The sequence below is a fragment of the Acinetobacter sp. ABJ_C1_1 genome (genome assembly GCF_044684115.1).
GTDB classification, from domain to species: domain Bacteria; phylum Pseudomonadota; class Gammaproteobacteria; order Pseudomonadales; family Moraxellaceae; genus Acinetobacter; species Acinetobacter nosocomialis_A.
The window spans coordinates 38,403-63,997 of sequence record NZ_JBITPU010000016.1 but is presented as its reverse complement, the minus strand read 5'-3'; the positions used below and the strand labels follow the sequence as shown (position 1 = coordinate 63,997).

General features: G+C 39.0%; 25 protein-coding genes. 21 read left to right on the top strand and 4 right to left on the bottom strand.

The window, feature by feature from the left end:
- Positions 1 to 136 precede the first annotated feature (136 nt).
- The gene (locus ACG59Z_RS16030; protein WP_400200279.1) at positions 137 to 421 is read right to left on the bottom strand and encodes a hypothetical protein; all 285 of its coding nucleotides are present in this window, start codon (positions 419 to 421) and stop codon (positions 137 to 139) included.
- A 678-nt stretch (positions 422 to 1,099) separates the two neighbouring features.
- On the opposite strand from ACG59Z_RS16030, the gene ACG59Z_RS16025 reads away from it, so the two are divergent.
- From ACG59Z_RS16025 to ACG59Z_RS15995, 7 genes are all read left to right on the top strand, one after another.
- Complete coding sequence (locus ACG59Z_RS16025) at positions 1,100 to 2,329, top strand: beta-ketoacyl synthase N-terminal-like domain-containing protein (protein ID WP_400200278.1); 1,230 nt, start codon at positions 1,100 to 1,102, stop codon at positions 2,327 to 2,329.
- 131 nt (positions 2,330 to 2,460) lie between these two features.
- On the top strand, positions 2,461 to 2,934 hold the full coding sequence (locus tag ACG59Z_RS16020; RefSeq protein WP_400200276.1) for a DUF4844 domain-containing protein: 474 nt from the start codon (positions 2,461 to 2,463) through the stop codon (positions 2,932 to 2,934).
- A 376-nt stretch (positions 2,935 to 3,310) separates the two neighbouring features.
- Positions 3,311 to 6,073, top strand: a complete 2,763-nt coding sequence (locus tag ACG59Z_RS16015; protein ID WP_400200275.1) for a type VI secretion system Vgr family protein — start codon at positions 3,311 to 3,313, stop codon at positions 6,071 to 6,073.
- Between the two features lie 2 nt (positions 6,074 to 6,075).
- Positions 6,076 to 6,888: a hypothetical protein gene (locus ACG59Z_RS16010; RefSeq protein WP_400200273.1), complete on the top strand. Its 813-nt coding sequence runs from the start codon at positions 6,076 to 6,078 to the stop codon at positions 6,886 to 6,888.
- On the top strand, positions 6,885 to 7,295 hold the full coding sequence (locus ACG59Z_RS16005) for a hypothetical protein (protein WP_206224415.1): 411 nt from the start codon (positions 6,885 to 6,887) through the stop codon (positions 7,293 to 7,295). Before ACG59Z_RS16010 ends, ACG59Z_RS16005 begins: the two co-directional genes overlap by 4 nt.
- On the top strand, positions 7,249 to 7,671 hold the full coding sequence (locus ACG59Z_RS16000; RefSeq protein ID WP_400200270.1) for a hypothetical protein: 423 nt from the start codon (positions 7,249 to 7,251) through the stop codon (positions 7,669 to 7,671). Before ACG59Z_RS16005 ends, ACG59Z_RS16000 begins: the two co-directional genes overlap by 47 nt.
- A 25-nt stretch (positions 7,672 to 7,696) precedes the next feature.
- Positions 7,697 to 8,167, top strand: coding sequence for a hypothetical protein (locus ACG59Z_RS15995; protein ID WP_400200268.1), 471 nt, complete (start codon positions 7,697 to 7,699; stop codon positions 8,165 to 8,167).
- A gap of 71 nt (positions 8,168 to 8,238) precedes the next feature.
- On the opposite strand, the gene ACG59Z_RS15990 is transcribed toward ACG59Z_RS15995, so the two are convergent.
- The gene (locus ACG59Z_RS15990; RefSeq protein ID WP_400200267.1) at positions 8,239 to 8,940 is read right to left on the bottom strand and encodes an SDR family NAD(P)-dependent oxidoreductase; all 702 of its coding nucleotides are present in this window, start codon (positions 8,938 to 8,940) and stop codon (positions 8,239 to 8,241) included.
- Positions 8,941 to 9,256: 316 nt separating this feature from the next.
- Here ACG59Z_RS15990 and ACG59Z_RS15985 point away from each other — a divergent pair, with 316 nt between their 5' ends.
- The 8 genes from ACG59Z_RS15985 (at position 9,257) to ACG59Z_RS15950 (ending at position 15,425) form a co-directional block, all read left to right on the top strand.
- The gene (locus ACG59Z_RS15985) at positions 9,257 to 9,841 is read left to right on the top strand and encodes a TetR/AcrR family transcriptional regulator (protein WP_400200266.1); all 585 of its coding nucleotides are present in this window, start codon (positions 9,257 to 9,259) and stop codon (positions 9,839 to 9,841) included.
- Positions 9,842 to 10,038: 197 nt separating this feature from the next.
- Positions 10,039 to 11,238 (top strand): MFS transporter, encoded by a 1,200-nt coding sequence (locus ACG59Z_RS15980; protein ID WP_400200264.1) that lies wholly within the window; start codon positions 10,039 to 10,041, stop codon positions 11,236 to 11,238.
- Positions 11,239 to 11,457: 219 nt separating this feature from the next.
- The gene (locus ACG59Z_RS15975; RefSeq protein WP_400200262.1) at positions 11,458 to 11,940 is read left to right on the top strand and encodes a hypothetical protein; all 483 of its coding nucleotides are present in this window, start codon (positions 11,458 to 11,460) and stop codon (positions 11,938 to 11,940) included.
- Positions 11,941 to 12,468: 528 nt separating this feature from the next.
- Positions 12,469 to 12,972 carry a DUF2867 domain-containing protein gene (locus tag ACG59Z_RS15970; RefSeq protein WP_400200261.1) on the top strand — a complete coding sequence of 168 codons (504 nt, stop codon included), beginning with the start codon at positions 12,469 to 12,471 and terminating at the stop codon, positions 12,970 to 12,972.
- Positions 12,973 to 13,052: 80 nt separating this feature from the next.
- Positions 13,053 to 13,754 (top strand): DUF1003 domain-containing protein, encoded by a 702-nt coding sequence (locus ACG59Z_RS15965; protein WP_400200259.1) that lies wholly within the window; start codon positions 13,053 to 13,055, stop codon positions 13,752 to 13,754.
- Between the two features lie 111 nt (positions 13,755 to 13,865).
- Positions 13,866 to 14,531, top strand: coding sequence for an RluA family pseudouridine synthase (locus ACG59Z_RS15960; RefSeq protein ID WP_001130511.1), 666 nt, complete (start codon positions 13,866 to 13,868; stop codon positions 14,529 to 14,531).
- 110 nt (positions 14,532 to 14,641) lie between these two features.
- Entirely contained in the window at positions 14,642 to 15,016 is a 375-nt protein-coding gene (locus ACG59Z_RS15955; RefSeq protein WP_001078193.1) for a ribonuclease E inhibitor RraB, read from the top strand.
- Between the two features lie 28 nt (positions 15,017 to 15,044).
- A complete protein-coding gene (locus tag ACG59Z_RS15950; protein ID WP_000059268.1) occupies positions 15,045 to 15,425 on the top strand; it encodes a nuclear transport factor 2 family protein in 381 nt (126 codons plus the stop codon).
- A gap of 44 nt (positions 15,426 to 15,469) precedes the next feature.
- On the opposite strand, the gene ACG59Z_RS15945 is transcribed toward ACG59Z_RS15950, so the two are convergent.
- Positions 15,470 to 17,560, bottom strand: coding sequence for a TonB-dependent siderophore receptor (locus ACG59Z_RS15945; RefSeq protein ID WP_272243164.1), 2,091 nt, complete (start codon positions 17,558 to 17,560; stop codon positions 15,470 to 15,472).
- 75 nt (positions 17,561 to 17,635) lie between these two features.
- Here ACG59Z_RS15945 and ACG59Z_RS15940 point away from each other — a divergent pair, with 75 nt between their 5' ends.
- Positions 17,636 to 18,781, top strand: coding sequence for a heparan-alpha-glucosaminide N-acetyltransferase domain-containing protein (locus ACG59Z_RS15940; protein WP_272243165.1), 1,146 nt, complete (start codon positions 17,636 to 17,638; stop codon positions 18,779 to 18,781).
- A gap of 40 nt (positions 18,782 to 18,821) precedes the next feature.
- On the opposite strand, the gene ACG59Z_RS15935 is transcribed toward ACG59Z_RS15940, so the two are convergent.
- A complete protein-coding gene (locus tag ACG59Z_RS15935; RefSeq protein WP_001247568.1) occupies positions 18,822 to 19,289 on the bottom strand; it encodes an Lrp/AsnC ligand binding domain-containing protein in 468 nt (155 codons plus the stop codon).
- 136 nt (positions 19,290 to 19,425) lie between these two features.
- On the opposite strand from ACG59Z_RS15935, the gene ACG59Z_RS15930 reads away from it, so the two are divergent.
- From ACG59Z_RS15930 to ACG59Z_RS15910, 5 genes are all read left to right on the top strand, one after another.
- Positions 19,426 to 20,691, top strand: coding sequence for a D-amino acid dehydrogenase (locus ACG59Z_RS15930; RefSeq protein ID WP_001263981.1), 1,266 nt, complete (start codon positions 19,426 to 19,428; stop codon positions 20,689 to 20,691).
- A 20-nt stretch (positions 20,692 to 20,711) separates the two neighbouring features.
- The gene (gene alr / locus ACG59Z_RS15925; protein WP_001137864.1) at positions 20,712 to 21,815 is read left to right on the top strand and encodes an alanine racemase; all 1,104 of its coding nucleotides are present in this window, start codon (positions 20,712 to 20,714) and stop codon (positions 21,813 to 21,815) included.
- A 10-nt stretch (positions 21,816 to 21,825) separates the two neighbouring features.
- Positions 21,826 to 22,185, top strand: coding sequence for a RidA family protein (locus tag ACG59Z_RS15920; RefSeq protein WP_000071347.1), 360 nt, complete (start codon positions 21,826 to 21,828; stop codon positions 22,183 to 22,185).
- 162 nt (positions 22,186 to 22,347) lie between these two features.
- The gene (locus tag ACG59Z_RS15915) at positions 22,348 to 23,787 is read left to right on the top strand and encodes an amino acid permease (protein WP_000205436.1); all 1,440 of its coding nucleotides are present in this window, start codon (positions 22,348 to 22,350) and stop codon (positions 23,785 to 23,787) included.
- Between the two features lie 369 nt (positions 23,788 to 24,156).
- Positions 24,157 to 25,587, top strand: a complete 1,431-nt coding sequence (locus tag ACG59Z_RS15910) for an amino acid permease (protein ID WP_400200248.1) — start codon at positions 24,157 to 24,159, stop codon at positions 25,585 to 25,587.
- The last annotated feature ends 8 nt before the right edge of the window (positions 25,588 to 25,595 follow it).

The following is a 25,595-nucleotide window of genomic DNA, read 5'->3' as shown; positions in this document are numbered from 1 at the left end:
AAACGTACAAGAACGCCTTTTATTTATCTTATTTTGAATTCGGTTTAGGCCCCTATGCCACAACAGACTTTAATTTTTTGCGCTGATTTAAAGTACAACCCCATTGCGACACAGAGATAAAGAGCTAAGCCAATGCTTAGCCCAGACTACTTTTGTCACACCGCTGCATGGTGCTTAAAAAAGTAGGGGCAAAGTCCCGTGGGAGAACAGGACTTTGCAAACTGACATGTTCTAGGCGCTGCATCATTTTCGGGGAATAAGCTTTTTCAAGTTGCTGGTAAATACAGTCACAACTGGCCTCGCTATGCCCACCTGACAGGCAAATTTTTTCAAACTCCTGTTGAGCATGAAGGCTGCAACCTGCAATACCTAAGCTACAGACTATGAAACTTAAAGCCAAAAAGGGTTTATAAATTTTCATATTATTCTCATGAGTATTTATATCTATAACTAAAATAAAAAATATAATTGCTTGGGAAATTAAAATAATTTTTTAAATAAAAGTTAATCCTCCTATAAATACAGGAAAATAAAATAATTAAAATTTTAAAATAAAATTAGTTTATAAATTTAAAAAAATAAGGCGTAAAAACCCAAATTTTAAATCAATAAAATAGTTAAAAAACAGAGAAAACGAGATTAAAAAATGTCATGGTCAACTCCTTAAAAAATGGAGTCCTACCACCAGATTACCGCGAATTAATTAGGGTGGTAGAACGAAAGGGGGTTGACAGACTGGACTCGTAGAACCAGCACGCGCGGGGCGTCCCCCTCCCGTCCTACCGCAAAGAAAGGGGACGCAAGGGTCTAACGAATTATAGTAGAACTACAATTCGCTACGAGTTACGGTCTGTCAAAACCGTCTGGCAATGTAGGCCAGCAACGAGATAATAATCGGTGATTTTAAATACGTCAATTTAATATTTAAAATATTTTTGATTTAATAATAAAGCTAAATATATTTTTAAAATAACAGAATTATTATTAAATTTTTATTTATATTCGATGAGAAAAAATAATAAATATAGAAATATTTTGCCAGTTCCAAAAAAGAACTTGATTGTTAAGATCTATTTTTGTCGTTTTTATAGAGATAAGAATGGAACGAGTTGTCATCACAGGTATGGGAATTAATTCCTGTATTGGAAATACATTAGAGACAGTAACCGAGTCCTTAAAAGCAGGCCGCTCAGGCATTCGCTATAACGATGTCTATGCAAAACTAAACTTTCGAAGTCATGTGAGCGCCACTGCCGAAATGAATTTTGAAAATATTGATCCAGAACTAAAAAAACACATGGGCGTTTGCGCGATGTATGCCTACAACTCGGCACTCGATGCGTTACAACATGCCGAGCTTGATGTAAATAATATTGCCAACAACTCAAAGTATGGCGTGATTGGGGGAACAGGTGGCAGTTCGACAGCGTCTATCATCGACATGTTGCATACCCTAAAAGAAAAAGGTGCAAGCGAGGTATCGCCCGATTTAGCGCCACGCTACCTCACCAGCACCATTAGCTCTAACCTATCGCGTGCTTTTAACTTAAAAGGCGTATCTCAATCGGTCGCGAGTGCCTGCGCGACTTCAGCCGACGCAATTGGTTATGCATATCACCTTATTGCGGCTGGTAAACAAGATCTGATGCTGGCGGGTGGTGGCGAAGAAGACCACTGGTCCCAAACGGCAATATTCGATGCGATGGGCGCCTTATGCTCTAAATATAACGATGCACCTGAAACCGCTTCACGCCCATATTCTATCGATAACGACGGCTTTGTGATCGCTGGCGGTGGCGGCATGGTGGTTTTGGAGTCTTTAAGCCATGCCCAAAAACGCGGAGCAAAAATTTTGGCAGAAGTGGTTGGTTACGCTGCCAATAGTGATGGTGTCGATATGGTAGCTCCAAGTGGTGAAGGCGCGACACGTTGCATTAAACTGGCACTCGCAGAAGCCAAACAAAACGGCTCAGATATTATCGACTATATCAACACGCATGGCACTTCAACGCCAGCAGGCGACATTCCAGAACTATTGGCCATAGAAAGAGCTTTTGGTAGTGAAAAAGTCCCGCCACTCAGTTCGACCAAGTCCATGACTGGGCATAGTTTGGGGGCAGCAGGCGTACACGAAGCCATTTATTCTATTTTAATGCTGCAAAATAACTTTATTGCGCCGAGTATTAATATTACCGAACTGCGCGAAGAAGCTAAAAAGTTCGATATTGTTCAAACGAGCCGAAAAACTGAACTCAAAACAGTCATGAGTAATAGCTTTGGTTTTGGTGGGGTAAATACCTGTCTCGTTTTTAGAAAATGGGAAGGGTAATTTAAATACGAAATATATGTGGGCGTGAGAAAAAGAATAAAATAGGTGGCCCATATATTTTTATAAGTAATGGAAATTTATGGTTAAATTGGTTTATATTTACTTTCTTTAAATAAAAAATTAATAGAATTATGAAAAAGCTTTTGGTTTTAGTTATGGCTGTCTTAAGTTCACAAGTTGGTTGTGCCCAAAAAACTGACAATAAAACAGAAATGAGTATTCAAAACTCTAACTCTATTGTTATTCAACAATTAGAAAAGTTTAAAACACAAGATCATTTTGCTGGAGATGGACAGCTATATACGGGTGTTCAAGAGCCTGCATTAGCTATAAGTTTAAATCGCAAAGTTGCTGAGACTGCGCAAGCTTTTATTGCTCTCTATCAACAAAAGAATGAACCAACTAAAGCAGAACTTTTACATGTCCTTGCTCATGGAATCAGTCAAATCGATCCTGATACGCTTGATACAGAAGATCGAGAACAAGTGGCAACAACATTTGAAAGTTTTCTTGATATTGTAGGTCTAGAAAGTTCAGAAGGTATTTTAAATAAATGGGTATACGGTGAAGCAATAGGTAAGTTATTAGAGCAGGATCAACATTAAGTTTTAATACTTTATTCTAAACTTTTAAGCATTTCTTTAGTATCCGAATCACCTGTATTGACAGTTTGTTGGCACTATTTCTTTGCAGTTGTATGTCTTTCTAAGTAATTTCTCTATTTAAATATATTTATGAATTTCATCAATTTGAAAATTAGTTTTATTTTGTTGATTTTTAATAATAAATTTAAATTATATTTCGGTATTTTATAGCAATTAAAAATAGTTTGGATTTACTGTTTAAATACTCATTTAATAAGTAGGTAACGTAAAAATAGCATATTTAGACTAGTTACATTTTGAAAATGAGTATATATAGACAGATTAGTCTTTTTTTAATTAAAATAGGGCTTAAATATAAGTTTGATTGATAATAAAAATGCAGATGAGTGTGTCGAGTATATTGGAACGTCTAGGCCTTGTTTCACAAAATCGTGCTGTTCATATCCAATTCTCAAATCAGTCTTTAAATCAGCAAGTCTTCTTGCAACGTATTGAAGGCGAACATACCCTTAATCAGGGTAGCGTTGCTGAATTATTGTGCCTGTCTACAAATGCGCATATTGCATTAAAACAATTTATTGGCTGTCAGGTTGCCATTGATCAGGTCACTGACATGGGCCAATTTTTTAGAACGACAGGTATTATTACCGAAGCGAGCCAAGGTCAAAGTGACGGCTCACTCACCATTTATAATTTAACTTTAAAAGACCCAACTGCACTCTGGCATAAACGCCGCAATAGCCGCGTATTTATGAATAAAAGCGTGCGCGATATTAGCGAAATTTTGTTTAAAGAATGGCAAGGCAAAAGTCCGTTATTTGCTTCAAGCTTAACCCTTGATACATCTGGCTTAACCAAAGACTACGATGTGCGTCCATTTGTGATGCAGTCTAACGAAAGCGATTATGACTTTTTAACCCGTTTGTGGCGTAGTGAAGGCATTAATTGGCTTATAGATGAATCACAGCTTTTAGTCGCTGACCCGAATGCTTCCATTCAGCCACAAGTGCTACGTTTAATTGATGAAAATCAAAATTATAAAGCCCTTGAGCGCCGTAACTTACGTTACCAACGCAGCAGTGCGACAGAACAGTTCGATACCATTACTCAAGTTAAAGCTGAACGAAGCTTACAGCCAACGTCGGTACATATTCAACGCTGGCAAGCCGATGCGCTACAACAAGAAGAAGGCAGTGGCAGCGTACAAGGCACCCAAAAGCACAGCGAACACTATGACAATGCGAGCCTAAACCTTGAAGATGCATGGCATGTCAGCCCCGCGTGGATGCAGGACTTAAAGGGCGAAGACCAAGCCACCGCTTCCGGCAATAACCAAATTGAACAGTTCAATCAGAACATCAATGCTTACCATCACCTAACTTCTAAACAATTTACCGTTTCAGGTAACGTCCGTGATGCACAGGTAGGTTACTGGTTTGAACTGAATGACCACCCTGAACTCGACCAGCATGACAGTGCTGATAAAGAATTTTTGATCTTAAGCAAGCACTACTACAACCAGAATAATTTACCGAAAGAATTACAACAGCAAATCGAACGCCTATTACCACAAGGTAAACTTAAGGCAGCTGAACTCGACACGCAAAATCCTGAGCAGCGCCACTTTGCTGAACTCAATGTCGTTCGACGCAACATAAAAGCTGTACCTGAGTATAATCCGCTAGAGCACCGACCAGCAGCTTACCCACAGCGAGCTAAAGTGGTGGGACTAGAAGGCGAAAGCATTCATGTTGACCAGTGGGGACGTATTAAAGTCCGCTTCCTGTTTACCCGAGCTGATGACCATAGCCATGATGGTGGAGCCGGTAGTAACGACAATGACACCGATTCGGCTTGGGTGGATGTACTCACTCCATGGGCGGGCGCAGGTTATGGCGCGCGCTTCTTGCCACGTGTTGGTGAGATCGTGGTGATCGACTTCTTTGACGGCAACATTGACCGGCCATTTGTGGTGGGACGTATTCACGAAGCTGAACGCCACCCAACCCAGTTCGACCAGAAAGGCCAATTACCTGACACTAAAAAGCTTAGTGGCATCCGATCAGAAGAAGTCGATGGCAAAGGCTTTAACCAACTCCGCTTTGATGACACCACAGGACAAATCAGTGCCCAGCTACAAAGCAGCCATGCAGCCAGCCAACTCAACTTGGGTAACTTAAGCCATCCAAAAGACAAGGCGGAAAGCGACGGTCGTGGAGAAGGATTTGAACTCAGAACTGACCAGTGGGGCGCGGTACGAGCTGGCAGTGGTTTACTTATTAGTACCCATAAACAAGACCAAGCTCAAGGCGTACACCTAGATGCAAATGAGGCCAAACAACAAATCGAAGGTGGGCTTAGCAATGCCAAGGCACTCAGTGAGATTGCTAAAAATCAGCAAACTGACCCCTTAGAACATTTAGAAAACCTAAAATCTTTTATTGAAAAACTTGAGCAGCAAGACAACGCAAAAGCCAAAACTTTCAAAGATGCGATCATGCTACTGGCAAGCCCAAATAGTATTGCGGTCGCGAGTAATGAAGACATTCACTTAAGTGCAGATGGGCAGCTCAACCAAACTGCGGGTGATAGCATCAACCTATCTACCCAAAAGAACTTGATTGCACACGCCCAAAATAAAATTAGCCTTTTTGCAGCGCAAGAAGGGGCTAGGTTGTATGCAGGTAAAGGTAAAGTCGAGATACAAGCGCAAGGTGATGGAGCAGATTTAATTGCCCGTAAAGCTGTTCAGGTGATTTCGACCGAAGACAAAATCGAAGCGACCGCATCCAAGGAAATTGTGCTCACCGCAGGCGGCTCTCAAGTCAGAATTACTGGTTCGGGTATTTTTATGACCACAGGTGGCAAATTTGAGGTGAAGGCTGGACAGCATAAGTTTATGGGGGGCGGGAGTGTAAATAGTTCATTACCGTATTTACCTGAACAAGGAAAACAAAAATATGGTGTATGGTTTGATGTAATGGATAAACAAGGAAATAAACTGAAACCAGGCACGGGATATATTATTTTTGATGAAAATGATAAAGAAATTGAACGCGGTAAGTTAGATAGAACAGGCTTGGTTAAGTTGGAAACTGAAGAGCCGAATAAGCAATATAAAATACATGTGGAAATTTAAACATGAATGATGCTGCTATAGCTTTAGAAAGCTTTGCAAAACAAACCTGTGGTCGTGCATGTGTCATACCTCCTATACAGCCTGTTGTATTAGATGTATATAAGCAAAGTTTTACTGCATTTGTTGGTGGTGCTGCTGATAAATATCAATTTCTGGGACGTCCTTTGGATATAGATTTTCCAGATGATATTGGAGCTGGCCCTACGGGCATCATGAAATCATGTATGAGAAAATTTAAAGAAGCATCTAGCTCACAAATAACTAAAGCTAAATTTGAATATTATGGTTATGAAGAGGCTTATAGTACTGATAGTGTGGTTAAGCGATATAGAGGAAAACTTTTATTAAATTTACTTACAGATATCAAAAATATTTTAAAAGAAGAACCAAATACACAGATCAATTTAGTGGGCCATAGTTTAGGAGGATGGAATGTTGCAGGATTATCAGAAGAATTATCTAAAGCGAAAATCTGCACAGTTCATACTCTGATAACAATAGATCCTGTAGGGATTCTACTTAGCAAAAGTGGCGTTGGAAATGATCGTGCTCGTATTTATTATTTAGAGCCAGATCCAGTCGCGAAAAAATGGATTAATATCTTCTCTCAGCCTTTAAAGAATTATAGAGATGATTATATCGCAATTTTAGGTGGAAGATGGAATGACGATGATACGGCAAAAGCTAATTTTAATAGTGTTTCTACTTATCATCATGGACAAGCTTCTGAAATGTTTTTTGAAAAAAAATTTTTAGAAAATAAAATATCAGCTTCAGATCTTTTAATTTCTGAGTTAAAAAAGGTCATAAAATGATAAAAAAAGTATTCTTATTGAGTTCATTGGCTTTAATAGGTTGTAGTGAGAGTTTTTCAAACTTTACGGTAGATAATATAGCTAAAAGTAATGAAAAGTTAAATTTTTCTATTAATTTTAAGAACAATGAGGTTCTAGATAAAGTAAAAGAATCTTCATCAAAAAAAATTGTTTGCAAAAATACTGCTAATAACAATCAAATGTTGGATGCTTATATAGATAAAATTGAAAATAACAAAATTGATGTATCTGTAGAATTCTGCTCAAATAGTGATAATAGAAGCTGTGAACCTATAGATATCAGTTCAGTTAAAAAAATCAATTTAGAATGCCAAGCAATTTTCTCTGCAATGATTGGTAATGTATCTAAATCAGAAAAATTTCCAATTATATGGGAAGAAAAATAATTTGTTTAAAAATCAGAAACTTGAATTGATAACTTTAGGTATTCCCTTGTTACTTATGGCAGGGTGTGGTCACGAATATACAATTGAGCCTGAAAGGCTTCCAGTAGCCTATGTAGGTAAGGCATATAATCAGCAATTAAACATATCAGGTGGTAGAGTGATACCATATTCTTTTGAAGTTGAAACTAATTTCCCTAGTGATATGAATATCTCTATTGAGCCAATAGATCAAAATGAAGCAGATGCTTTTAATAATTTAAAAATTTCTGGAGTTCCAAAGTATAAGGGAACTTTTACTATTAATATATACGTTAGTTTTTATGCTGGTGGTGATGGGGAGCTGGATAAGACTTATGAATTTATAGTTAAAGAATAAAAGATATTTTTAATAAGAAGTGGATATGAAAAAGAATGTATTAATTACCTTACTAATTTTACTTTTTATCATACAGTCTTTATTGAATTATTACTTCTGGGGTCGTACAAAAGCACCCGAAATTCATGTTTTAGAGAAACCCTTACGAATAGCATCAAATTTCGATAACTATTCATCATATACAATCCTTCCAGCAGGCACAATTCTATATGATGATAGTGACTCTCTAAATAGAAGAGTTATGGTTTATTTCAACTTACAAGGTGTAGATTTTAAGTTTGAAAAACAAGATCCGAATATTTTGAAACAACCAAGTGAAGTCGGTGCTATAAGGTCAGCACACTTACCAGATTTACTAAAAGAAATTCCTCTGACTAAAAAAGATATTTATTTAATTATTAAGCATGATGAAGAAATAAATGATTCTGTACGTTCTATTTTATTTAAAAAATATAAAATTGATCCTTCGGAGTATGAAAAAATTAAAGAATTTTGAAATATACAAACATAAATTTAAAAACGAGAAGAAGCCTAATTGATTACGCTTCTTCTCTCATTAGAAATAGTTTAAGCAGCTTGAATGGCTTCTCCACAAAGAGAAAGAGTTTCTTGTTTATATTGGTGTAGGTACCAGAACTGATCCGCAACTGTTTCTGGATGTACCGCGTAGGTTTTATCCTTCGCTTCAGGGGTTCCATCGACAAAGCCATTTACAATCACTTGGCTTACGTAAATATTTGAGTCAGCAAGACTATGAGCAAGCAAATTGGTGGCTTTATATTGAGCGGCAGCAGTAGTTGCTAATGATGAGTACTCTTTGGCAACCAAATCGATGCCCACTGCATCGAAAGCAAAAATTCCATTTGTCGATAAAATGCTACCGTGGTTCTTTTCTAAATCACCTAAGCAAGCTTGTACCGTCGCAATATAGCTCGAAACACGAATATGAAAGCTTTTAGTAAGCTCTAATGGAGGGGTTTTTAAGATATTGCCTTCAATATCATGGAAAGCATTCCAATGAATATTTTTAATCTCTCCTAATTGATCTTTAATGCGTTGAATAAGGTTTGGTATATCTTCAAGAACCGCTAAATCACATGTAAAAGCATAAGCTTCAATACCTTGTGTTTTAAGTTCTAAAATGGCTTTTTCGAGTTTTTTAGCATTACGTGCCACTAAACCGATTTTATAGCCTTCTTTACCAAACTTATGTGCTACGGCTTTGGAAATACCTGTTCCATAACCAAAAATTATAATATTGTTGTTCATTATAAAGTTCCAAAAAACCAATTATTTGGTTAGAAATAGTTTATAATATGTTTTTATAATGTATTCAAGCGAAAAAATTAAATCTAAAAATAATGCAGAAAGAATAAGACAAAAATATGAAAAACAGAAAGAGGTTAGCTGGGTTTGAATGGTCCAGATGGCGTAGCTTTTATTAAATATTTTTAATTTTATAAAAAATATAGAGTCGTCATTTTCAAATTGCAGAAATGTTTACCTATGAAATAATTTTTTAGTTTGACTTCTTTATTAGTCTATCTTAAATTAATTGGAACGATCGTTCCTATTAAGTGTGTTTATGCGAACCAAAGAATTTGAAACTGATGAAATTGCTGATGCTGCAATGCAGGTTTTTTGGCGTCGCGGTTATGCTGCAACTTCAGTTCAAGACTTGGTTGACGGTACGGGGCTATCTAGAAGTAGCCTTTACAGTACCTTTCAAAACAAACAAGGGCTTTATCAAAAAGCCTTACAGCGCTATGAACTTTTAACCACACTTAACAATGTGAAGCTGTTGTCTGGTTCAGGTTCACCAAAAGCACTGATTCGGCAATTATTGATAAATGTGGTTGAAGATGAGCTGAATGATTCAGAATACAAAGGCTGTCTTGTTGCAAATGCTTGTTTGGAACTGGCTGGGCATGATGAAGATGTCTCTCAATTCGTTGCAAGTAACCTACAGAAACTTCAACATGCTTTAGAGAGTTTATTAATTAAATCTCAACAATCTGGTGAAATTTCTTCTACCCAAAACCCACGTGCATTAGCAAGTTTCTTTCTAAACAACATGCAAGGTTTACGTGTTCTAGGGAAAGGCAGCCCACTTGAACAAAGAAAGCAATGTTTAATGGATGTGGTCGAGGTTGCTTTAAACGTTTTATAAAACTCATTTAAACCTTAACTATGGTTGAGCTGAATAGTTAAGGTTTTTATTTAACTTAAATTGGAATGATCATTCCAAAATAATGATTTTAGTTCACATGGAGAACAAATGCTTTTCCATCCTAACCTGATAAAACAAGCATATAGCGATGCAGAGCAGAGTAAGTACGCTTTAAAAGAATTTGAGAGTAAAGCTTTATGAATACTAAGAGTAATGAAACATCTCATCAGTTAACTGATGAATTCTCTACTCAATTACCAATTTGGAAACTGTTGGCTTTTACAGTTGCAGGCTTTCTGACCATTATGACAGAAACCATGCCAGCAGGGCTTTTGCCTCAAATCAGTCAAGGCTTACATATTTCAGAAGCTTATGCAGGGCAGCTTATAGCAGTGTATGCCTTAGGTTCTGTTTTAGCGGCAATACCGCTGATTAGCCTTACCCGTAGTTGGAATCGGAGACCCTTATTACTCAGTGCTATTGCAGGGTTACTTGTATTTAACGCGATTACTGCCTTATCAAATGACTATATGTTGACTTTGATTGCTCGTTTTATTGCAGGGATGGCAGCGGGTGTTATTTGGGGGCTTTTAGCGGGTTATGTAAGACGTATGGTCTCTACATCGTATCAAGGACGAGCTTTAGCAATTGCTGGGGTTGGGCAACCGATAGCTTTATCAATAGGGGTGCCTTTGGGTGCATGGTTGGGAACATTGTTTGAGTGGCGTGGCGTGTTTTGGATCATGTCTTTACTGGCATTGATTTTATTTGTCTGGATTCGTTTTAGTATTCCTGATTTTGCAGGGCAGTCAGCGCAAAAAAGATTACCCATTTTAAAAGTTCTTTTAATGCCGGGCATTAGAGCTGTTTTAGCAGTCGTCTTCCTTTGGATATTGGCGCATAGCATTCTCTATACTTATATTTCACCTTTTTTGGCCTCGACAGGGCAGACATACAAAGTTGAGACTATCCTGTTTATATTCGGCATTTCTTCAATTGTCGGCATTCTCATTACAGGCATGTTTATCGACCGTTCATTAAGAAAAATAACGCTTTTAAGCTTATTTATTTTTGCTATCGCAACAGTGCTCTTGGGTGTTTATAGTTCTTCAAGTTTTGTCGTGCTGGTGGGTGTTGTGTTATGGGGAGTTACTTTTGGTGGGGCTCCGACATTATTACAAACAGCTTTGGCAAATACTGCGGGTCACGAAGCAGATGTAGCGCAGTCTATGTTGGTCACGGTATTTAACCTTGCTATTGCATTCGGTGGAATGATTGGCGGAGGACTGCTTGAAAGTTTTGGGGCAGCTTCTTTTCCGTGGTTTATGCTGGCTTTTGCCCTGATCGGGTTATTTACTGTTTACCATGCTCGTAAACATGGCTTTATGTCTTCTTAAAAGATTTTTGCCCTTCATGACTAAAAAATGAAGGGTAATTTACTTTTTATAGTTTGATGCATTGATTATTTAATTCTTAAGATAAAAAATGAAAATTATTAATAATATGGGTATCTATAAATGGGATACTTATTTAGAGAATAAAAGGATGAAAAATTTATCTTTTTTCACTAGAGCTAAAAGTAAGGTTAAGAATATTGTGAGTGTAGGTGTTTGTAGATGAGGATTATTTTCTTATATTTTTTATTGGTTGTTCCTAGTCTTTCTTTTGCTAATACTGTGAATGAGTTTTTTTCAAAGTTTCAAGCAAGGAATAATTATTATATTTATAAAGATAAACCAGAGAAATGGATCTATGAGTGTGCTGTGGAGGCGAATAAGAAAGAAAGCTCTACGAATATTAATTCTGTAAGTTTTGATCAAAAGAATCAGTCCATTAAATTCTCATTTGATACCCCTGATCAACCATTTTATAAAGTAACTAAAATTTTGAAAATTAAGCCTAATGAGTATGAGGTGTATTTCCAAGATAAGAATATAGGAGTTAATTTTAACTTTGAGGTTATTTTAAAAAATAATGGTATTTCAGAGTGGTTTTTTCATACTCCTAATGAAGATACAGAAAACTTCATCGATAGAAGCTTTACCTTAGTGAGTTTCAACGAATCTCCAAAGTTTAATATAACGAATAAGTGTAAATAGCCAGAATGAAAAGTAGAGTTCTCTTGTGACCTAAACGCAAGAGATTCTACATAGACAAAGCATACTTTACTGGCGTTAGATTCTTTTTATAGTCTGGTGCCTAATTGCTCAAAACAGTTAATGATTTGGTAAAATAAACCGAAAAATACAAATAAAATGGAATTTAAATATAACTAATTATTGGTAAATGGGAATAATTTCTTTTAAATTTGTATAATGACGTAAAAATTCCCAAAAATATTAAAAATTAGCTTTTCTTAGAAAAACAATCCCGCAGGGTGCTGGCTAAACTATATCTCAAGGGTGTGATAGGGATCGAAAAGAGTAGCATGCACCAAAACGTATAACGTTAGTGTGTACTCACCCAAAAGGTCTCGATTCGGCTTAGGACGCTATAGATCAAAAGTTTATAGGCAAAAGGTTCTAACTTACAAAGTTATAATTGTTGAAGTAAACCATAGATGTTTTCCCTTGACACCCTAAAAAATTCTCTATAATAAAAACGATACTTTACAAGAATATAATTTAATGAATAAGCCTTATCTTTCTACTTTACCTAGCGACAGCCAAATCTCATCTCAATTGAACAATGCTTATTTCCACGACTCGTGGAGTATTGTGCTGGGTCAGCCCGACCTGAGCGTATTTCAACAACTTATTAAGCTATTTCAACACACTCCAGCGTGGATAGAGTGGAGCATGAATATGCGTAATAAAATTACTTCAAAGATTGGGCTTAAAGACTTAGGAAGTTTCAAACAGATTGATTCGAATAAAAAAGAAAATGAGTATGTTGCAGGCGACCGAATTGGAATTTTTACCTTTCGGCAACGTACCGAAAATGAATTAGTGATTGGAGACGATGACAAGCACTTAAATGTGACTTTATCTGTTTATAAGAATGAAAAGACGCAAGTACTCACCATAACCACAGTGGTACATATTAAAAATTGGCTTGGAAAACTCTACATGGTTCCGGTGATTCCTGCACATCGAAGAATAGTGCCAGCAACTTTACAAATATTGGGTTAAAGCATTATTTTTATTTACGATGTGGTCACCTGAAATCATTTATATAATATGCTTATTATTATAATTGCGAGCTGAATAAGATGGAGAATAAAAACCAGTGTCGCCAATGCGCCGTATGCGGAAAGAATTTCCCGTTAAAAGATCTGGTTTCGGGTGAAGTTATTCGGAATGTGATTAGTGATGAAATTATCCAAGATCATCCCGATTGGAGTTACTCAAGCTTTATTTGTCGGGCCGATCTGGCAGATTATCGAATTAAATATGTGCAGTCCCTATTACGCTCGGAAAAGGGTGAGTTATCTAACCTAGAAAATGAAGTAATTGGCAGTATGCAACGGCATGAATTAATTAGCCGAAATACAGAGTCAGATTTTGATCAAAACTGGACGTTTGGAGAAAAACTGGCAGATAAAATCGCATCATTTGGTGGGAGTTGGGCTTTTCTCATTTGTTTTGCTTTATTTTTAACGGGGTGGATTGTTTTAAATACGGTTGTGATGGTGGTCCGTCCCGTCGACCCTTATCCTTTTATTTTGCTGAATTTAGTGTTGTCATGTTTAGCTGCAATTCAGGCACCTATTATTATGATGAGTCAAAACCGCCAAGAAGCAAAAGACCGTTTGCGTTCCCAACATGACTATCAAATTAATTTAAAAGCCGAGCTTGAGATTCGTCATTTACATGAAAAAATGGACCATCTTTTATCGCATCAGTGGGAAAGACTTGCACATATTCAAGAAATTCAGCTCGATCTTTTAGCTGAAATGAATAAAAAACGATAAAGATTTTCCGAGTTTCACGTGGAACATGAGTAAAGCGCTATAGATTATTTTGCGGTAGGTCTGAAATTTCTTTATGATTTGCCGCCATGCTCCATTGCTGCTTCTACGACCATGCCTTTAAACGACAACTTTGTTTACGCTCCACCACAAGATCCGCTTTCAATTTTATTTGAAGATGACGATTTAATTGTGGTTGATAAACCTGCGGGCTTGTTGTCGGTCATGGGTCGGTTACCTGAACATCATGACAGTGCGTATTTAAGAGTGCTAGAAAAGTTCCCTTTAGCAAAGGTTACGCACCGTTTAGATATGGCAACCTCAGGTTTACTTATGTTTGCCAAGCATCGCGATGCAGAAGTTGCGGTAAGTAAAATGTTTCAGGCCAGAACAGTCAAAAAACATTATATTGCTTTGGTACAAGGCCAAGTAAAACAAGAGGGCAGTGTTGAAGTTCCACTCATTACTGACTGGGAAAATCGCCCAAGACAAATTGTACATTTTGAATTAGGCAAACATGCTAAAACATTGTTTCAACCATTGGTTTATGATGAAACAACAGATCAAAGTCGTGTGTTGCTGGAACCTGTGACAGGGCGTTCGCACCAGTTACGTGTACATATGATGCATATTGGGCATCCGATTATGGGGGACAAGTTATATCATCCTGAACCAAAACGGTTTCATTTGAATCGTATGGCTTTACACGCTGCATATCTCGCTTTTCAACATCCTTTGAAGGGAACAGATGTGGTGATTGAGTCACAAGTGCCTTTTTAAAAAATTAAAATTTGATGCAATTCGCAACTGAATACATATCCAAACTGCAATAAAAGTCGGTTATTCTTAATGCCGAATAATACAAATAGAGCAACAACAAGGACAATCTAATGAACCGCGATTACGAACAATTTCCAGATGATGATAACGGCAATGTACTTTGGCAAATGGTTGAAGACGGGGATGATTTAACCGAGCTTCATGAAATTGAATTTTCAATTGCATTTCAAGATCAGCAAAATGCAGAGCAATGCGCGATGCATTTACTCTATCAAGAGCAAAAAATTTCTCTTTTCCAAGATGATTCTGTTGAACCGAATGAATGGATCATTACCATCTTTGTTACGATGGAACCAGAGTATTCAGATATTGTTGATCTGGAGCAGTGGTTTTCGACAATCGCTGAGCAATTTAACGGCGAATATGATGGGTGGGGCTGCATGGCTTATGTCTTCGACGAAGAAGAAGATGACATTTTACAGTAAAGCCTAAATATAGCCGGGAGGTTCTACAATGAGCTTATCTCAAAAAGAAATTGCGGTACGTTTTTTAGAGCTTGCTGCCGCTGGCGAGGTCGATGAAGCCTACGGCAATTACACCGCCCCAAACTTTAAGCATCACAATCCTTATTATGCTGGTGATAAGACTTCTTTAAAGGAAGGGATGCGTGAAAGTGCAATTGAAACTCCAAACAAAGTTCTTGAAGTTCAACATGTCATTGAGGATGGTGCTTTAGTTGCAGTACATTCGAAACTGGAAATGCAAATGAATGACAAGCTAACAATTTTAGCTGTGGTTCATATATGCCGTTTTGAAAATGGAAAAATTGCGGAGTTTTGGGATATTGGGCAAATACAGCCCGATCCACTCGTTAATGAAAATGGTATGTTTTAGTGAAAAGCCCGAAACTATTCGGGCTTTTTTATTTTATAGATAAATTAAAACTTCCACTGTGCCGAAATTGAGGCGTTCAATGGTTCACCCGGTTGAACCCATAAATCGCTATAGCTTGAGACATAGTAGGTCTTATCAAATAGGTTATTTACATTCAGCTGATAGCGTAAACGGTCAGATGGTGCATAGTAGCCATTTAAATTGACCAGCGTATAACTTGGTAAGTTAAAGCCATTATCAAGATTATGTCCGCTGCGTTCACCGACATAGGTAAGGTTGGCACCTACGCCTGCTTTTCTTGCACAGTCTTGTAGAAACTCATAATTGGTGCTTACGGAGCCTTGGTGTTTTGGAACATTGCTCAGACGAGCGCCTTTTGCCAAGTCTTGGTCTTTTTCAATTTGAGCATCGGTATAACTATAGTTGGCATTAACGAACCAGCGGTCATTGATCTGGCTATTTAAGTCAAATTCAACTCCTTTACTGCTCACTTCGCCTGCTGCGGTTTGAAAGTCTTTGTCGATTGGGTCTGTCGTTAGCACGTTCTGTTTTTTCATTTTAAACAGAGCGAGACTCAGCACACTTTGGTCGTTTATTTTATATTTGGTGCCGACTTCATAGCTTTCGCCTTTTTCAGGAGCGAAGGTTTGTCCATTTCGGTTCATACCACTATTCATAGCAAATGAGCGACCATAGTTGGTATAAAACGCCCATTGGTCAGAGGCTTTAAAATTTACTCCGAAACGTGGACTATTCTGGTGAAGTGTCTGGTTGTCTTCGGTCTGTTTTATATGATTTTTAAAGTCTTGTTCGACCTGATCAAAACGGTTACCGAGTAACACGCTCCACTGGTCATTGAAAAAGATCTGATCTTGTACATTAAGCGCGAAGTAACGCTGGCGCTCTTTGGTGTCGGTAAACGGAGTGAGATTCGGTAAATATTTGCCATATTCAGGTTGGTAAATATCAATTGTGTTTGTTGAGCTTGTGCTGTGATTGCGACGAAGCTGGTTTTGCTTATAGTCGAGTTGACCAAGCTCGGTTGAAAGTAAAATTTCATGGCGAGCCCATGAGGTATCAATCTTGCCAAGTAACTCGGTCTGAGCCAGCACATCTTCACTTGTATAATCACGATAGCGGCGTTGGCGCTCTAGAGTGCGGCCATCGGCTTGCATACGACGAGGTTCGGTTGCAAAGCCGACCATTTGTGCATCTTTATAACTGACCACACTATTTAGTTTCCAGTCAGGGTTAAACTCGTGACTAAGACGCAATTGGTAAAAGTAATCTTTTATCTTCAGGTCACCATCGTCAGGTTCACCTGTAAAGGTTTTCGGGTCCATCACAAACTGATGATTGACTGTGCTGACACCACGGTCAAAGGTTCCTTTGTGCTCTGTAAATTCACTGTCAAAGTCGAGTTGTGTTTGGTCTGAAATTTTCCATGTAAGCTGTGGTGAAAAGAACCAGCGTTCACTGCTAACATGATCACGAAAGCTTTGATTATCTTCGTGAGCCACTGCTAAACGATAGGCCAGTTCATCGTTAATAGGCGCGGTGTGTTCCAGACTTATGCGATATTGTTCTTGGGTATTGGCGCGTAGGTTAAGTTCACTTTCGCTTTCCCACTGTGGTTTTTTACTGTTGAGGTTCAGCAAACCTCCTGTTTCGCCGCGACCATATAGCGCCGCCATTGGTCCTTTTAAAAACTCTAAAGATTCAATATTTACGACATCTTTTGGAGCGCTAATTCCTCGGTTAACACTCAAACCGTTACGGATCATAGCCGCACCTAAATTGGGGTCGGTACTAAAGCCACGAAATGAGTAGTTATCCCAAAAACCACCACCAAAGCTATTTTGATGAAAAACCCCACTGACTAAAGTTAATGTATCATCAATCCGTTGCACGTCTTGCTGTTCCATTATTTGTTTAGAAAGATAAGCACGGTTAAAAGGGACATCTAAAACATCGTGAGTAAATTTAGTTGCCGAGCTATTTTGGCTCACATCTTCTCGAGTACTTTCGGCCTGAACACGTATGGTTTCAAGTACCGTTGACGTTTCCTCTCCCCAAGTGAGTGTCGATATAAATGATAGACCTAACGAAGACAACAATCCTAATTTGTGTCGCATAAATAATCAGCCATAAAAAGACAAAAGGAATTAAATGTAATAGTATAACGTTACATTATTTTGTTGATTACTGCTATGTCTTTAGAAAAGAATATTGAACGTTTACAGTCGATTGATGCATTGCGTGGTTTGGTGATCATCATTATGTTGCTCGACCATGTAAGAGAAACTTTCTATTTACATAAACAGGTTACCGATCCAATGGACGTAACAGTAACAGAACCGGCTTTATTTGGCAGTCGATTATTGGCCCATATTTGTGCTCCGGTTTTTGTACTTTTAACCGGTATTTCTGCTTTTTTATTTCAGTCAAAAAAACAAGATTTACAGCAAACACGTACTTTTTTATTAAAGCGTGGCTTATTTTTGATTGCACTAGAGTTCACGCTGGTGAACTTTGCATGGACAGCAACTTTTCCACCCGAAGTCATTTATTTACAAGTGATCTGGGCGATTGGTATTAGCATGGTGGTGCTAGCTTGTTGTGTAAGTTTGCCTTTGCCTGTTCTTGCAGGTGTAGCGTTGATGATTATTTTTGGGCACAACTTATTAGATTCTGTGCATTTCTCACAAGGCATCCTACAGAATATATGGTTCGTTTTACACGAACGTGGTTGGATTGAGATTGCAGGCATCAAGCTTCGTACAAGTTATCCGGTTTTACCTTGGATTGGTGTGATTTTATTAGGCTACGTTTTAGGTCAGTTCTTTAGTTCAAAATATTCAGCAAAGCGAAGAAGCCGCGCTTTACTCAGCCTTGGTTTAGTAAGTATCGGGTTATTTGTTTTACTGCGTTTTATCAATGTCTATGGCGACCAGCCGTGGCAATATTTTGAGTCATTACAACTGAGTCTTATGAGCTTTTTTAACCTCACCAAGTATCCACCGTCTTTATTGTTTATTTTGCTAAATGTTGGAATTGGCTTGCTTGTGCTCGTTGCTTTTGAACGTATGCAGCAATATTCATTTCTAAAACCATTGGTCGTGTTTGGTTCGGTGCCGATGTTCTTTTATTTACTGCACTTATATGTGTTGAAACTGATGTATGTGTTGGCACTCAGTGTGTGGGGAGCTAACTACGGAAACTATTTGTCGGTCAATCATGTGTGGATGCTGTGGTTAATCACGATTGTGTTGTCTTTTGTACTCTATCCAGCGGTGAAATGGTTCTCGAAATTTAAACATCAAAACAAGCATATTTCGATTTTAAAATATTTCTAATTTTTAAAACGTGAGTAAAGCGAGTTCAATAATGCTCGCTTTACTTGCTTACATCTAAATACAGAGTTTCTTTCACTTCTTCCATGACCACATAACTGTGTGAAGATGCCGAAGCTGGGAGTTTCTTTAATAGATCTCCTAACAAGCGGCGGTATGCACTCATTTCTTTTAAACGCGCTTTTACAAGGTAGTCAAATTCGCCTGAAATGAGGTGACATTCGAGTACTTCAGGAATCTCAACTAAGTCTCTAGCCACCTGATCAAATACATCGCCAGATTTGGCAGATAACTTAATTTCTAAAAAGACAAGCAGGTTACGGTCAACGTAGGCTGGGTTTAGACGTGCGTAATAACCCATGATAATGCCATCGCGCTCAAGGCGCTTTACACGCTCTGAACAAGGGGTGGTAGAGAGGTTGACTCTTGATGCCAATTCACTAATCGCAATTCGTCCTTCACGCTGCAAAATATCCAGAATCATGCGATCTATACGATCTAAGGGGCGCATAGATATTTCCTCTTTTTTTAAAATTCTCGCGAGAAAAACATAAATTTACCTAGATTATAGCCTAAAAAACAGTGAAATAAACTATTGAAGCAGAAATATACTAGTGAAATAAACTGGTGTGCGTGAGGGAATGGAAATGCGCGTAATTGTACTAGGTAGCGGCGTTATTGGAGTGGCAAGTGCCTATTATCTGGCTCGACAAGGAGCTGAGGTTACTGTTCTCGATCGCCAGTCAGGTCCTGCTGAAGAAACAAGTTTTGGTAATGCAGGTCAAATTTCGCCTGGGTATTCGACCCCTTGGGCAGCACCAGGAATTCCTTTTAAAGCTGTGAAATGGATGTTCCAACACCATGCACCGCTTGCGATTAATTTAGATGGCAGCATGTGGCAATTACAGTGGATGGCGCAAATGCTGAAAAACTGTAATCCGCAAAGTTATGCTGTGAACAAAGAACGTATGATGCGTGTGGCTGAATATAGCCGTGACTGCTTACGTGAACTAAGAAAAGACACGGGTATTCACTACGAAAACCGCGCTAAAGGTACGTTGCAGTTATTCCGTAAAGAAGCACAAATGGAAGCGGTTCAACGCGACATTAGCGTGCTTGAAGAGTGCGGCGTAAGCTACGAATTATTAAATGGCAACGAACTTGGTCGTGTAGAACCAGCGTTGGCCAATGCACAAGATAAACTTGTGGGTGGTTTACACTTACCAAATGATGAAACAGGCGACTGCTATTTATTTACTAATGCTTTAGCTCAAATTGCTAAAGAGCTAGGCGTTAACTTCCAGTTTAACCAGAATGTAGAAAAATTGATTGTCGAAGGCGATCAAATTAAAGGCGTTCAGGTCAATGGTAAAGTTTTAACTGCAGATCGTTATGTTCTAGCGTTTGGTAGCTATTCACGTGATTTCTTGAAACCGCTTGATCTACAGTTACCTGTATATCCTGTAAAAGGTTACTCGTTGACGATTCCTATTGTTGACCCTGCTTTTGCTCCGCAATCTACAGTACTTGATGAAACCTACAAAATTGCGATTACTCGTTTTGATCAACGTATTCGCGTAGGTGGTATGGCTGAGCTAAGTGGTTTCAATTTAGGTCTAAACGAAGACCGCCGTGCAACCTTGCAAATGGTGACTCAAGACTTGTTCCCGGGTGGTGATATGGAACAAGCATCTTTCTGGACAGGTTTACGTCCAATGACACCAGACAGTACTCCAATTATTGGTGCGACTCGCTTTAAAAATCTGTTTTTGAATACAGGTCATGGCACTTTAGGTTGGACCATGGCGTGCGGTTCAGGAAAATTAATCAGTGACATCGTATTGAATCATAAGACTGATATCAGTACCGATGGTCTTTCAATTCAGCGTTATTCACACGCACATGCGGCTTAACGGACGTTAGGAAAGTAATCATGCCTCGTCCTATTACCGCAGTGATCCACCGTCAAGCCTTACAAAATAACTTGGCGGTGGTACGCAAAGCTATGCCAAATAGTAAGGTCTTTGCCGTTGTCAAAGCCAATGCTTATGGACACGGAATTGAACGTGTTTATGAAGCATTTAAAGCAGCAGATGGCTTTGCCTTACTGGATCTTGATGAAGCAAAACGAATTCGTGCTCTAGGTTGGACGGGCCCGATTTTGTTGCTCGAAGGGATTTTTTCTCCTCAAGACTTATTTGATTGTGTGCAGTATCAGCTTAGTTTCACCATTCATAGTGAAGCGCAAATCGAGTGGGTAGAAAAGCATCCTTATCCTGCTCAATTTGATATTTTTTTGAAAATGAACAGTGGTATGAACCGTCTTGGTTTTAAACCACAGCATTATGTGCAGGCTTGGGAACGTTTAAATAATTTGGCAAATGTCGCCAAGATTACCCACATGATGCATTTTTCGGATGCAGATGGTGATCGTTTCGGTCAGCAAGGTATTGATTATCAAATTACTGCCTTTGAAGAAATTGTGAAGGATTTACCGGGTGAAAGATCGGTAAGTAATAGTGCGGCAATTCTGCGTTATCAAGACCAGCTCAAATCAGATTATGTCCGTAGCGGCATCATGCTTTATGGCAGCTCGCCAGATTACCCAACCCATAGTATTGCGGATTGGGGCTTGCAGCCGACCATGAGCTTACGTAGTGAAATTATTTCCGTTCAGCATTTGGAGCCGAATGAAAGCGTAGGTTATGGCTCAAACTTTGTCGCAGAGCAACCCATGACGATTGGGATTGTGGCTTGCGGCTATGCCGATGGTTATCAACGTATTTCGCCAACAGGTACTCCAGTTTTAGTGGACTCAGTACGCACGCGTACAGTTGGCCGCGTCAGTATGGATATGTTGGCAGTCGATTTAACGGGTATTGAGAGTGCCAAAGTTGGTAGTGAAGTGGTGCTCTGGGGTCAGTCAAGTACAGGCGTCGTTCTATCTATTGACGATGTTGCAGTTTCATCCGGTACGGTGGGTTATGAACTGATGTGTGCCGTCACCGCCCGTGTTCAATTTATTAATCAGGTATAAGGAAATCCGAATGTCTAATTCAGATATACAAAAGATTAACACTAACGAAGTCATGAGCGCCGTGACTGTTTTTAACAAAGTGGTTTATTTGTCAGGTCAGGTGCCTAAAAATACCGAGCAGGACGTGGCAGGTCAAACCCGTGAAATTCTTGCAACAATTGATGAACTTTTGGCATTAGCCAATACCGATAAATCTCGCTTGCTCTCTGCGCAGCTCTATTTGAAAAATCTTTCTGACTTTTCAACCGTAAATGCAATTTGGGTTGACTGGTTAAAAGGGTGTGTTGCTCCATCGCGTGCCACAATTCAGGCCGATTTGGTCAATCCAGATTGGTTAATTGAAATTGCCGTGACGGCAGCACAAAAGTAATTCGGCTTTACTCCAAAAACGATGATGTATCTAACAGAAGGAAGATAGATACGGTTTAACCAGTCGTTTTTTGGTGAACAGATTCAGTGACCTATGGCATACGGTTCAATTTTCGCCATAGGTTGCTGATCTTAACAAAGGAATTCAAAAAGGAATTTTAATATGACAACGGCTCGTCATTCAGATACGGAAAATTCTCCCGATCATCTGCAACGAAAACTGTCTAACCGTCATTTACAACTGATTGCTATTGGCGGTGCAATTGGAACTGGCCTATTTATGGGCTCAGGTAAAACCATCTCCCTCGCAGGTCCTTCAATTCTCTTTATTTATATGATTATTGGAGGCATGTTCTTTTTCTTAATGCGTGCAATGGGTGAACTACTCCTTGCAAATCTGCATTACAAATCTTTTGTTGATATGGCTCATGACCTGATTGGTCCTTGGGCCGGGTACTATTTAGGTTGGACCTATTGGTTAGGTTGGGTGCTGGTGGGTATTGCGGACCTTTCAGCAGTCATTAACTATTTGAGCTTCTGGCTACCCGATGGTGCAAGCTTCTCACCAATACAGCAGGCCATGATTAGTGCAGGCTGTGTGTTGTTTGTGATGGGTCTTAACCTCCTTACAGTACGACTATTTGGTGAAATTGAATTCTGGTTTGCCCTTATTAAGATTCTGGCAATTATTGGCCTGATCGGTGTGGGTGGCTATATGATTTTCAGCCATTTTCAAGCTCCGCAAGGCGCTGTTGCCAGCATTAGTAATGTCTGGTCACATGGCGGTTTATTCCCGAAAGGTACAGAAGGCTTCTTGGCAGGATTCCAGATTGCCGTTTTTGCGTTTGTCGGGGTTGAGTTGGTTGGTACGACAGCTGCTGAAACCAAAGACCCGCAGAAGAACTTACCGAAAGCAATTAACGCGATTCCGGTACGTATTATTTTGTTCTATGTATTGGCGTTATTTATTGTGATGTCGGTAACACCGTGGGATCACATTCGTGCAGATAAAAGCCCGTTTGTTGAGTTATTCTTAAATGCGGGTATTCCGGTTTCTGCGATCATCATGAACTTGGTGGTGCTATCTTCGGTCATGTCTTCAATGAACAGCGGTGTGTTTTCAACCAGTCGTATGCTGTTCGGTTTATCAAAAGACGGTCAGGCACCGGGAGCATTTGGACGTTTATCAAAACGCGCAGTCCCTTCAAATGGTTTGATTTTCTCTTGTACTTTCATTATGGGCGGGGCAGTGCTTCAGTACTTTGTTCCAAACACAATGGAGGCATTTACATTAGCAAGTTCACTCTGTGTGATTCTATTCATTAGTGTCTGGAGTCTCATTATGGTGTGCTATTTACGCTATCGTAAATTACGTCCTGAATTACATGAAAAATCTACATTCAAAATGCCGGGCGGCATTTGGATGAGTTATGTTGTTTTGGCATTCATGCTTTTCACTTTGGTGATCTTGGCATTAGAGCCTGATACCTTAAAAGCGCTATATGTCAGTCCAGTATGGTTGATCATTTTAGGTGTGACTTATCATGTGCTGTATAAACCGCGCATGAAAAGACTAGGACGTGAACTCGTCAACGACCATTAAGTTTTATTAAAAAGCCAATCGAACATGATTGGCTTTTTTTATTTTCTTTCTATTTTTTATCGGAATAATGTTGTTTATTTTTGAATCACTAGTGCAGTTTGGAGGGGGGAGGGAAAGCGACATAAAGCATTATCACATGCTACACTTCGGCTAATCTGGTGAATCGAGATTGGATAATTAAAATTGCCGTGAAGGCAGTACATAAATAATGCAATTTAAAAAACAGGGATAAAAGATAGTTCAATTAAGGAAAAAATATACTTGAACATCCTGTCCCGATGTATAGACTCAGCAACCCATGATATACGGTTCATTTTCTCCCTATATGTTGCTGATTGAAATTAAGCAAATATAAAAAGGACTTCTAATATGACAATGGTTCATCATTCAGATGAGGCAAGTTCCCCTGATCATTTACAACGGAAATTAAGTAATCGCCACTTACAGCTCATTGCAATTGGCGGTGCAATCGGTACCGGTCTATTTATGGGCTCGGGCAAAACCATCTCCCTCGCAGGTCCTTCAATTCTCGTTATTTACATGTTAATTGGTGGTATGTTTTTCTTCCTTATGCGTGCATTAGGTGAATTACTGCTTGCTAATTTACATTACAAGTCATTTGTTGATATGGCATATGACTTGATTGGCCCATGGGCTGGCTACTACATAGGCTGGACCTATTGGTTAGGCTGGGTATTGGTCGGTATTGCCGATCTTTCAGCGGTCATTAATTATTTAAGTTTCTGGTTGCCCGAAGGCGCCAGTTTCTCACCTATGCAACAAGCCATGATTAGTGCGGGCTGTGTACTATTTGTTTTAAGCCTTAACCTTCTTACAGTTAAGTTGTTTGGTGAAGTGGAATTCTGGTTCGCACTCATTAAGATTCTAGCGATTATTGGCTTGATTGGTGTGGGTGGCTACATGATTTTGACTCACTTCCAAGCTCCTCATGGTGAGGTTGTAAGTGTCAGTAACGTATGGTCACATGGTGGTATATTTCCAAAAGGTGTAAGCGGGTTTTTGGCAGGTTTCCAGATCGCCGTATTTGCCTTTATTGGTGTTGAGCTGATTGGTACAACAGCTGCTGAAACCAAAGATCCAGAAAAGAACCTACCAAAAGCAATTAATGCGATTCCGGTACGTATTATCCTGTTCTATGTGCTGGCACTTTTTGTCGTAATGTCAGTAACACCGTGGGATCATATCCGTGCAGATAAAAGCCCATTTGTTGAGTTGTTCTTAAATGCAGGTATTCCTATTTCTGCAATTATTATGAACTTGGTTGTACTGTCTTCGGTTATGTCTTCAATGAACAGTGGCGTGTTTTCAACAAGCCGTATGTTGTTCGGTTTATCGAAAGATGGTCAGGCACCGAGTGTATTAGGACGTTTATCAAAACGCGCTGTACCTTCAAATGGTTTAATCTTTTCATGTATTTTCATTATGGGCGGAGCAGTGCTTCAGTACTTTGTTCCAAACACAATGGAAGCATTTACTTTGGCAAGTTCGCTCTGCGTAATCCTGTTTATTAGCGTGTGGATTTTAATCATGGCGTGCTATTTACGTTATCGTAAAACTCGTCCTGAGCTTCATGCTGCATCAACCTTTAAAATGCCTGGTGGCGTTTTGATGGCGTATGTGGTTATTGCATTCTTCTTGTTTACTTTAGTGATTTTGGCACTAGAGCCAGATACATTGAAAGCACTCTACGTCAGCCCAGTATGGTTAGTGGTTTTAAGCCTAACCTACTATGCGTTCTATAAGCCGCGCATGAAAAAACTAGGCCGTGAAGTTTTTTAATTATCCTT

Coding starts and splice junctions, on each gene's coding strand:
- ACG59Z_RS16030 (WP_400200279.1), bottom strand. CDS start 421: ATGAAAATTTATAAACCCTTTTTGGCTTTAAGTTTCATAGTCTGTAGC.
- ACG59Z_RS16025 (WP_400200278.1), top strand. CDS start 1,100: ATGGAACGAGTTGTCATCACAGGTATGGGAATTAATTCCTGTATTGGA.
- ACG59Z_RS16020 (WP_400200276.1), top strand. CDS start 2,461: ATGAAAAAGCTTTTGGTTTTAGTTATGGCTGTCTTAAGTTCACAAGTT.
- ACG59Z_RS16015 (WP_400200275.1), top strand. CDS start 3,311: ATGCAGATGAGTGTGTCGAGTATATTGGAACGTCTAGGCCTTGTTTCA.
- ACG59Z_RS16010 (WP_400200273.1), top strand. CDS start 6,076: ATGAATGATGCTGCTATAGCTTTAGAAAGCTTTGCAAAACAAACCTGT.
- ACG59Z_RS16005 (WP_206224415.1), top strand. CDS start 6,885: ATGATAAAAAAAGTATTCTTATTGAGTTCATTGGCTTTAATAGGTTGT.
- ACG59Z_RS16000 (WP_400200270.1), top strand. CDS start 7,249: ATGTATCTAAATCAGAAAAATTTCCAATTATATGGGAAGAAAAATAAT.
- ACG59Z_RS15995 (WP_400200268.1), top strand. CDS start 7,697: ATGAAAAAGAATGTATTAATTACCTTACTAATTTTACTTTTTATCATA.
- ACG59Z_RS15990 (WP_400200267.1), bottom strand. CDS start 8,940: ATGAACAACAATATTATAATTTTTGGTTATGGAACAGGTATTTCCAAA.
- ACG59Z_RS15985 (WP_400200266.1), top strand. CDS start 9,257: ATGCGAACCAAAGAATTTGAAACTGATGAAATTGCTGATGCTGCAATG.
- ACG59Z_RS15980 (WP_400200264.1), top strand. CDS start 10,039: ATGAATACTAAGAGTAATGAAACATCTCATCAGTTAACTGATGAATTC.
- ACG59Z_RS15975 (WP_400200262.1), top strand. CDS start 11,458: ATGAGGATTATTTTCTTATATTTTTTATTGGTTGTTCCTAGTCTTTCT.
- ACG59Z_RS15970 (WP_400200261.1), top strand. CDS start 12,469: ATGAATAAGCCTTATCTTTCTACTTTACCTAGCGACAGCCAAATCTCA.
- ACG59Z_RS15965 (WP_400200259.1), top strand. CDS start 13,053: ATGGAGAATAAAAACCAGTGTCGCCAATGCGCCGTATGCGGAAAGAAT.
- ACG59Z_RS15960 (WP_001130511.1), top strand. CDS start 13,866: ATGCCTTTAAACGACAACTTTGTTTACGCTCCACCACAAGATCCGCTT.
- ACG59Z_RS15955 (WP_001078193.1), top strand. CDS start 14,642: ATGAACCGCGATTACGAACAATTTCCAGATGATGATAACGGCAATGTA.
- ACG59Z_RS15950 (WP_000059268.1), top strand. CDS start 15,045: ATGAGCTTATCTCAAAAAGAAATTGCGGTACGTTTTTTAGAGCTTGCT.
- ACG59Z_RS15945 (WP_272243164.1), bottom strand. CDS start 17,560: ATGCGACACAAATTAGGATTGTTGTCTTCGTTAGGTCTATCATTTATA.
- ACG59Z_RS15940 (WP_272243165.1), top strand. CDS start 17,636: ATGTCTTTAGAAAAGAATATTGAACGTTTACAGTCGATTGATGCATTG.
- ACG59Z_RS15935 (WP_001247568.1), bottom strand. CDS start 19,289: ATGCGCCCCTTAGATCGTATAGATCGCATGATTCTGGATATTTTGCAG.
- ACG59Z_RS15930 (WP_001263981.1), top strand. CDS start 19,426: ATGCGCGTAATTGTACTAGGTAGCGGCGTTATTGGAGTGGCAAGTGCC.
- alr (WP_001137864.1), top strand. CDS start 20,712: ATGCCTCGTCCTATTACCGCAGTGATCCACCGTCAAGCCTTACAAAAT.
- ACG59Z_RS15920 (WP_000071347.1), top strand. CDS start 21,826: ATGTCTAATTCAGATATACAAAAGATTAACACTAACGAAGTCATGAGC.
- ACG59Z_RS15915 (WP_000205436.1), top strand. CDS start 22,348: ATGACAACGGCTCGTCATTCAGATACGGAAAATTCTCCCGATCATCTG.
- ACG59Z_RS15910 (WP_400200248.1), top strand. CDS start 24,157: ATGACAATGGTTCATCATTCAGATGAGGCAAGTTCCCCTGATCATTTA.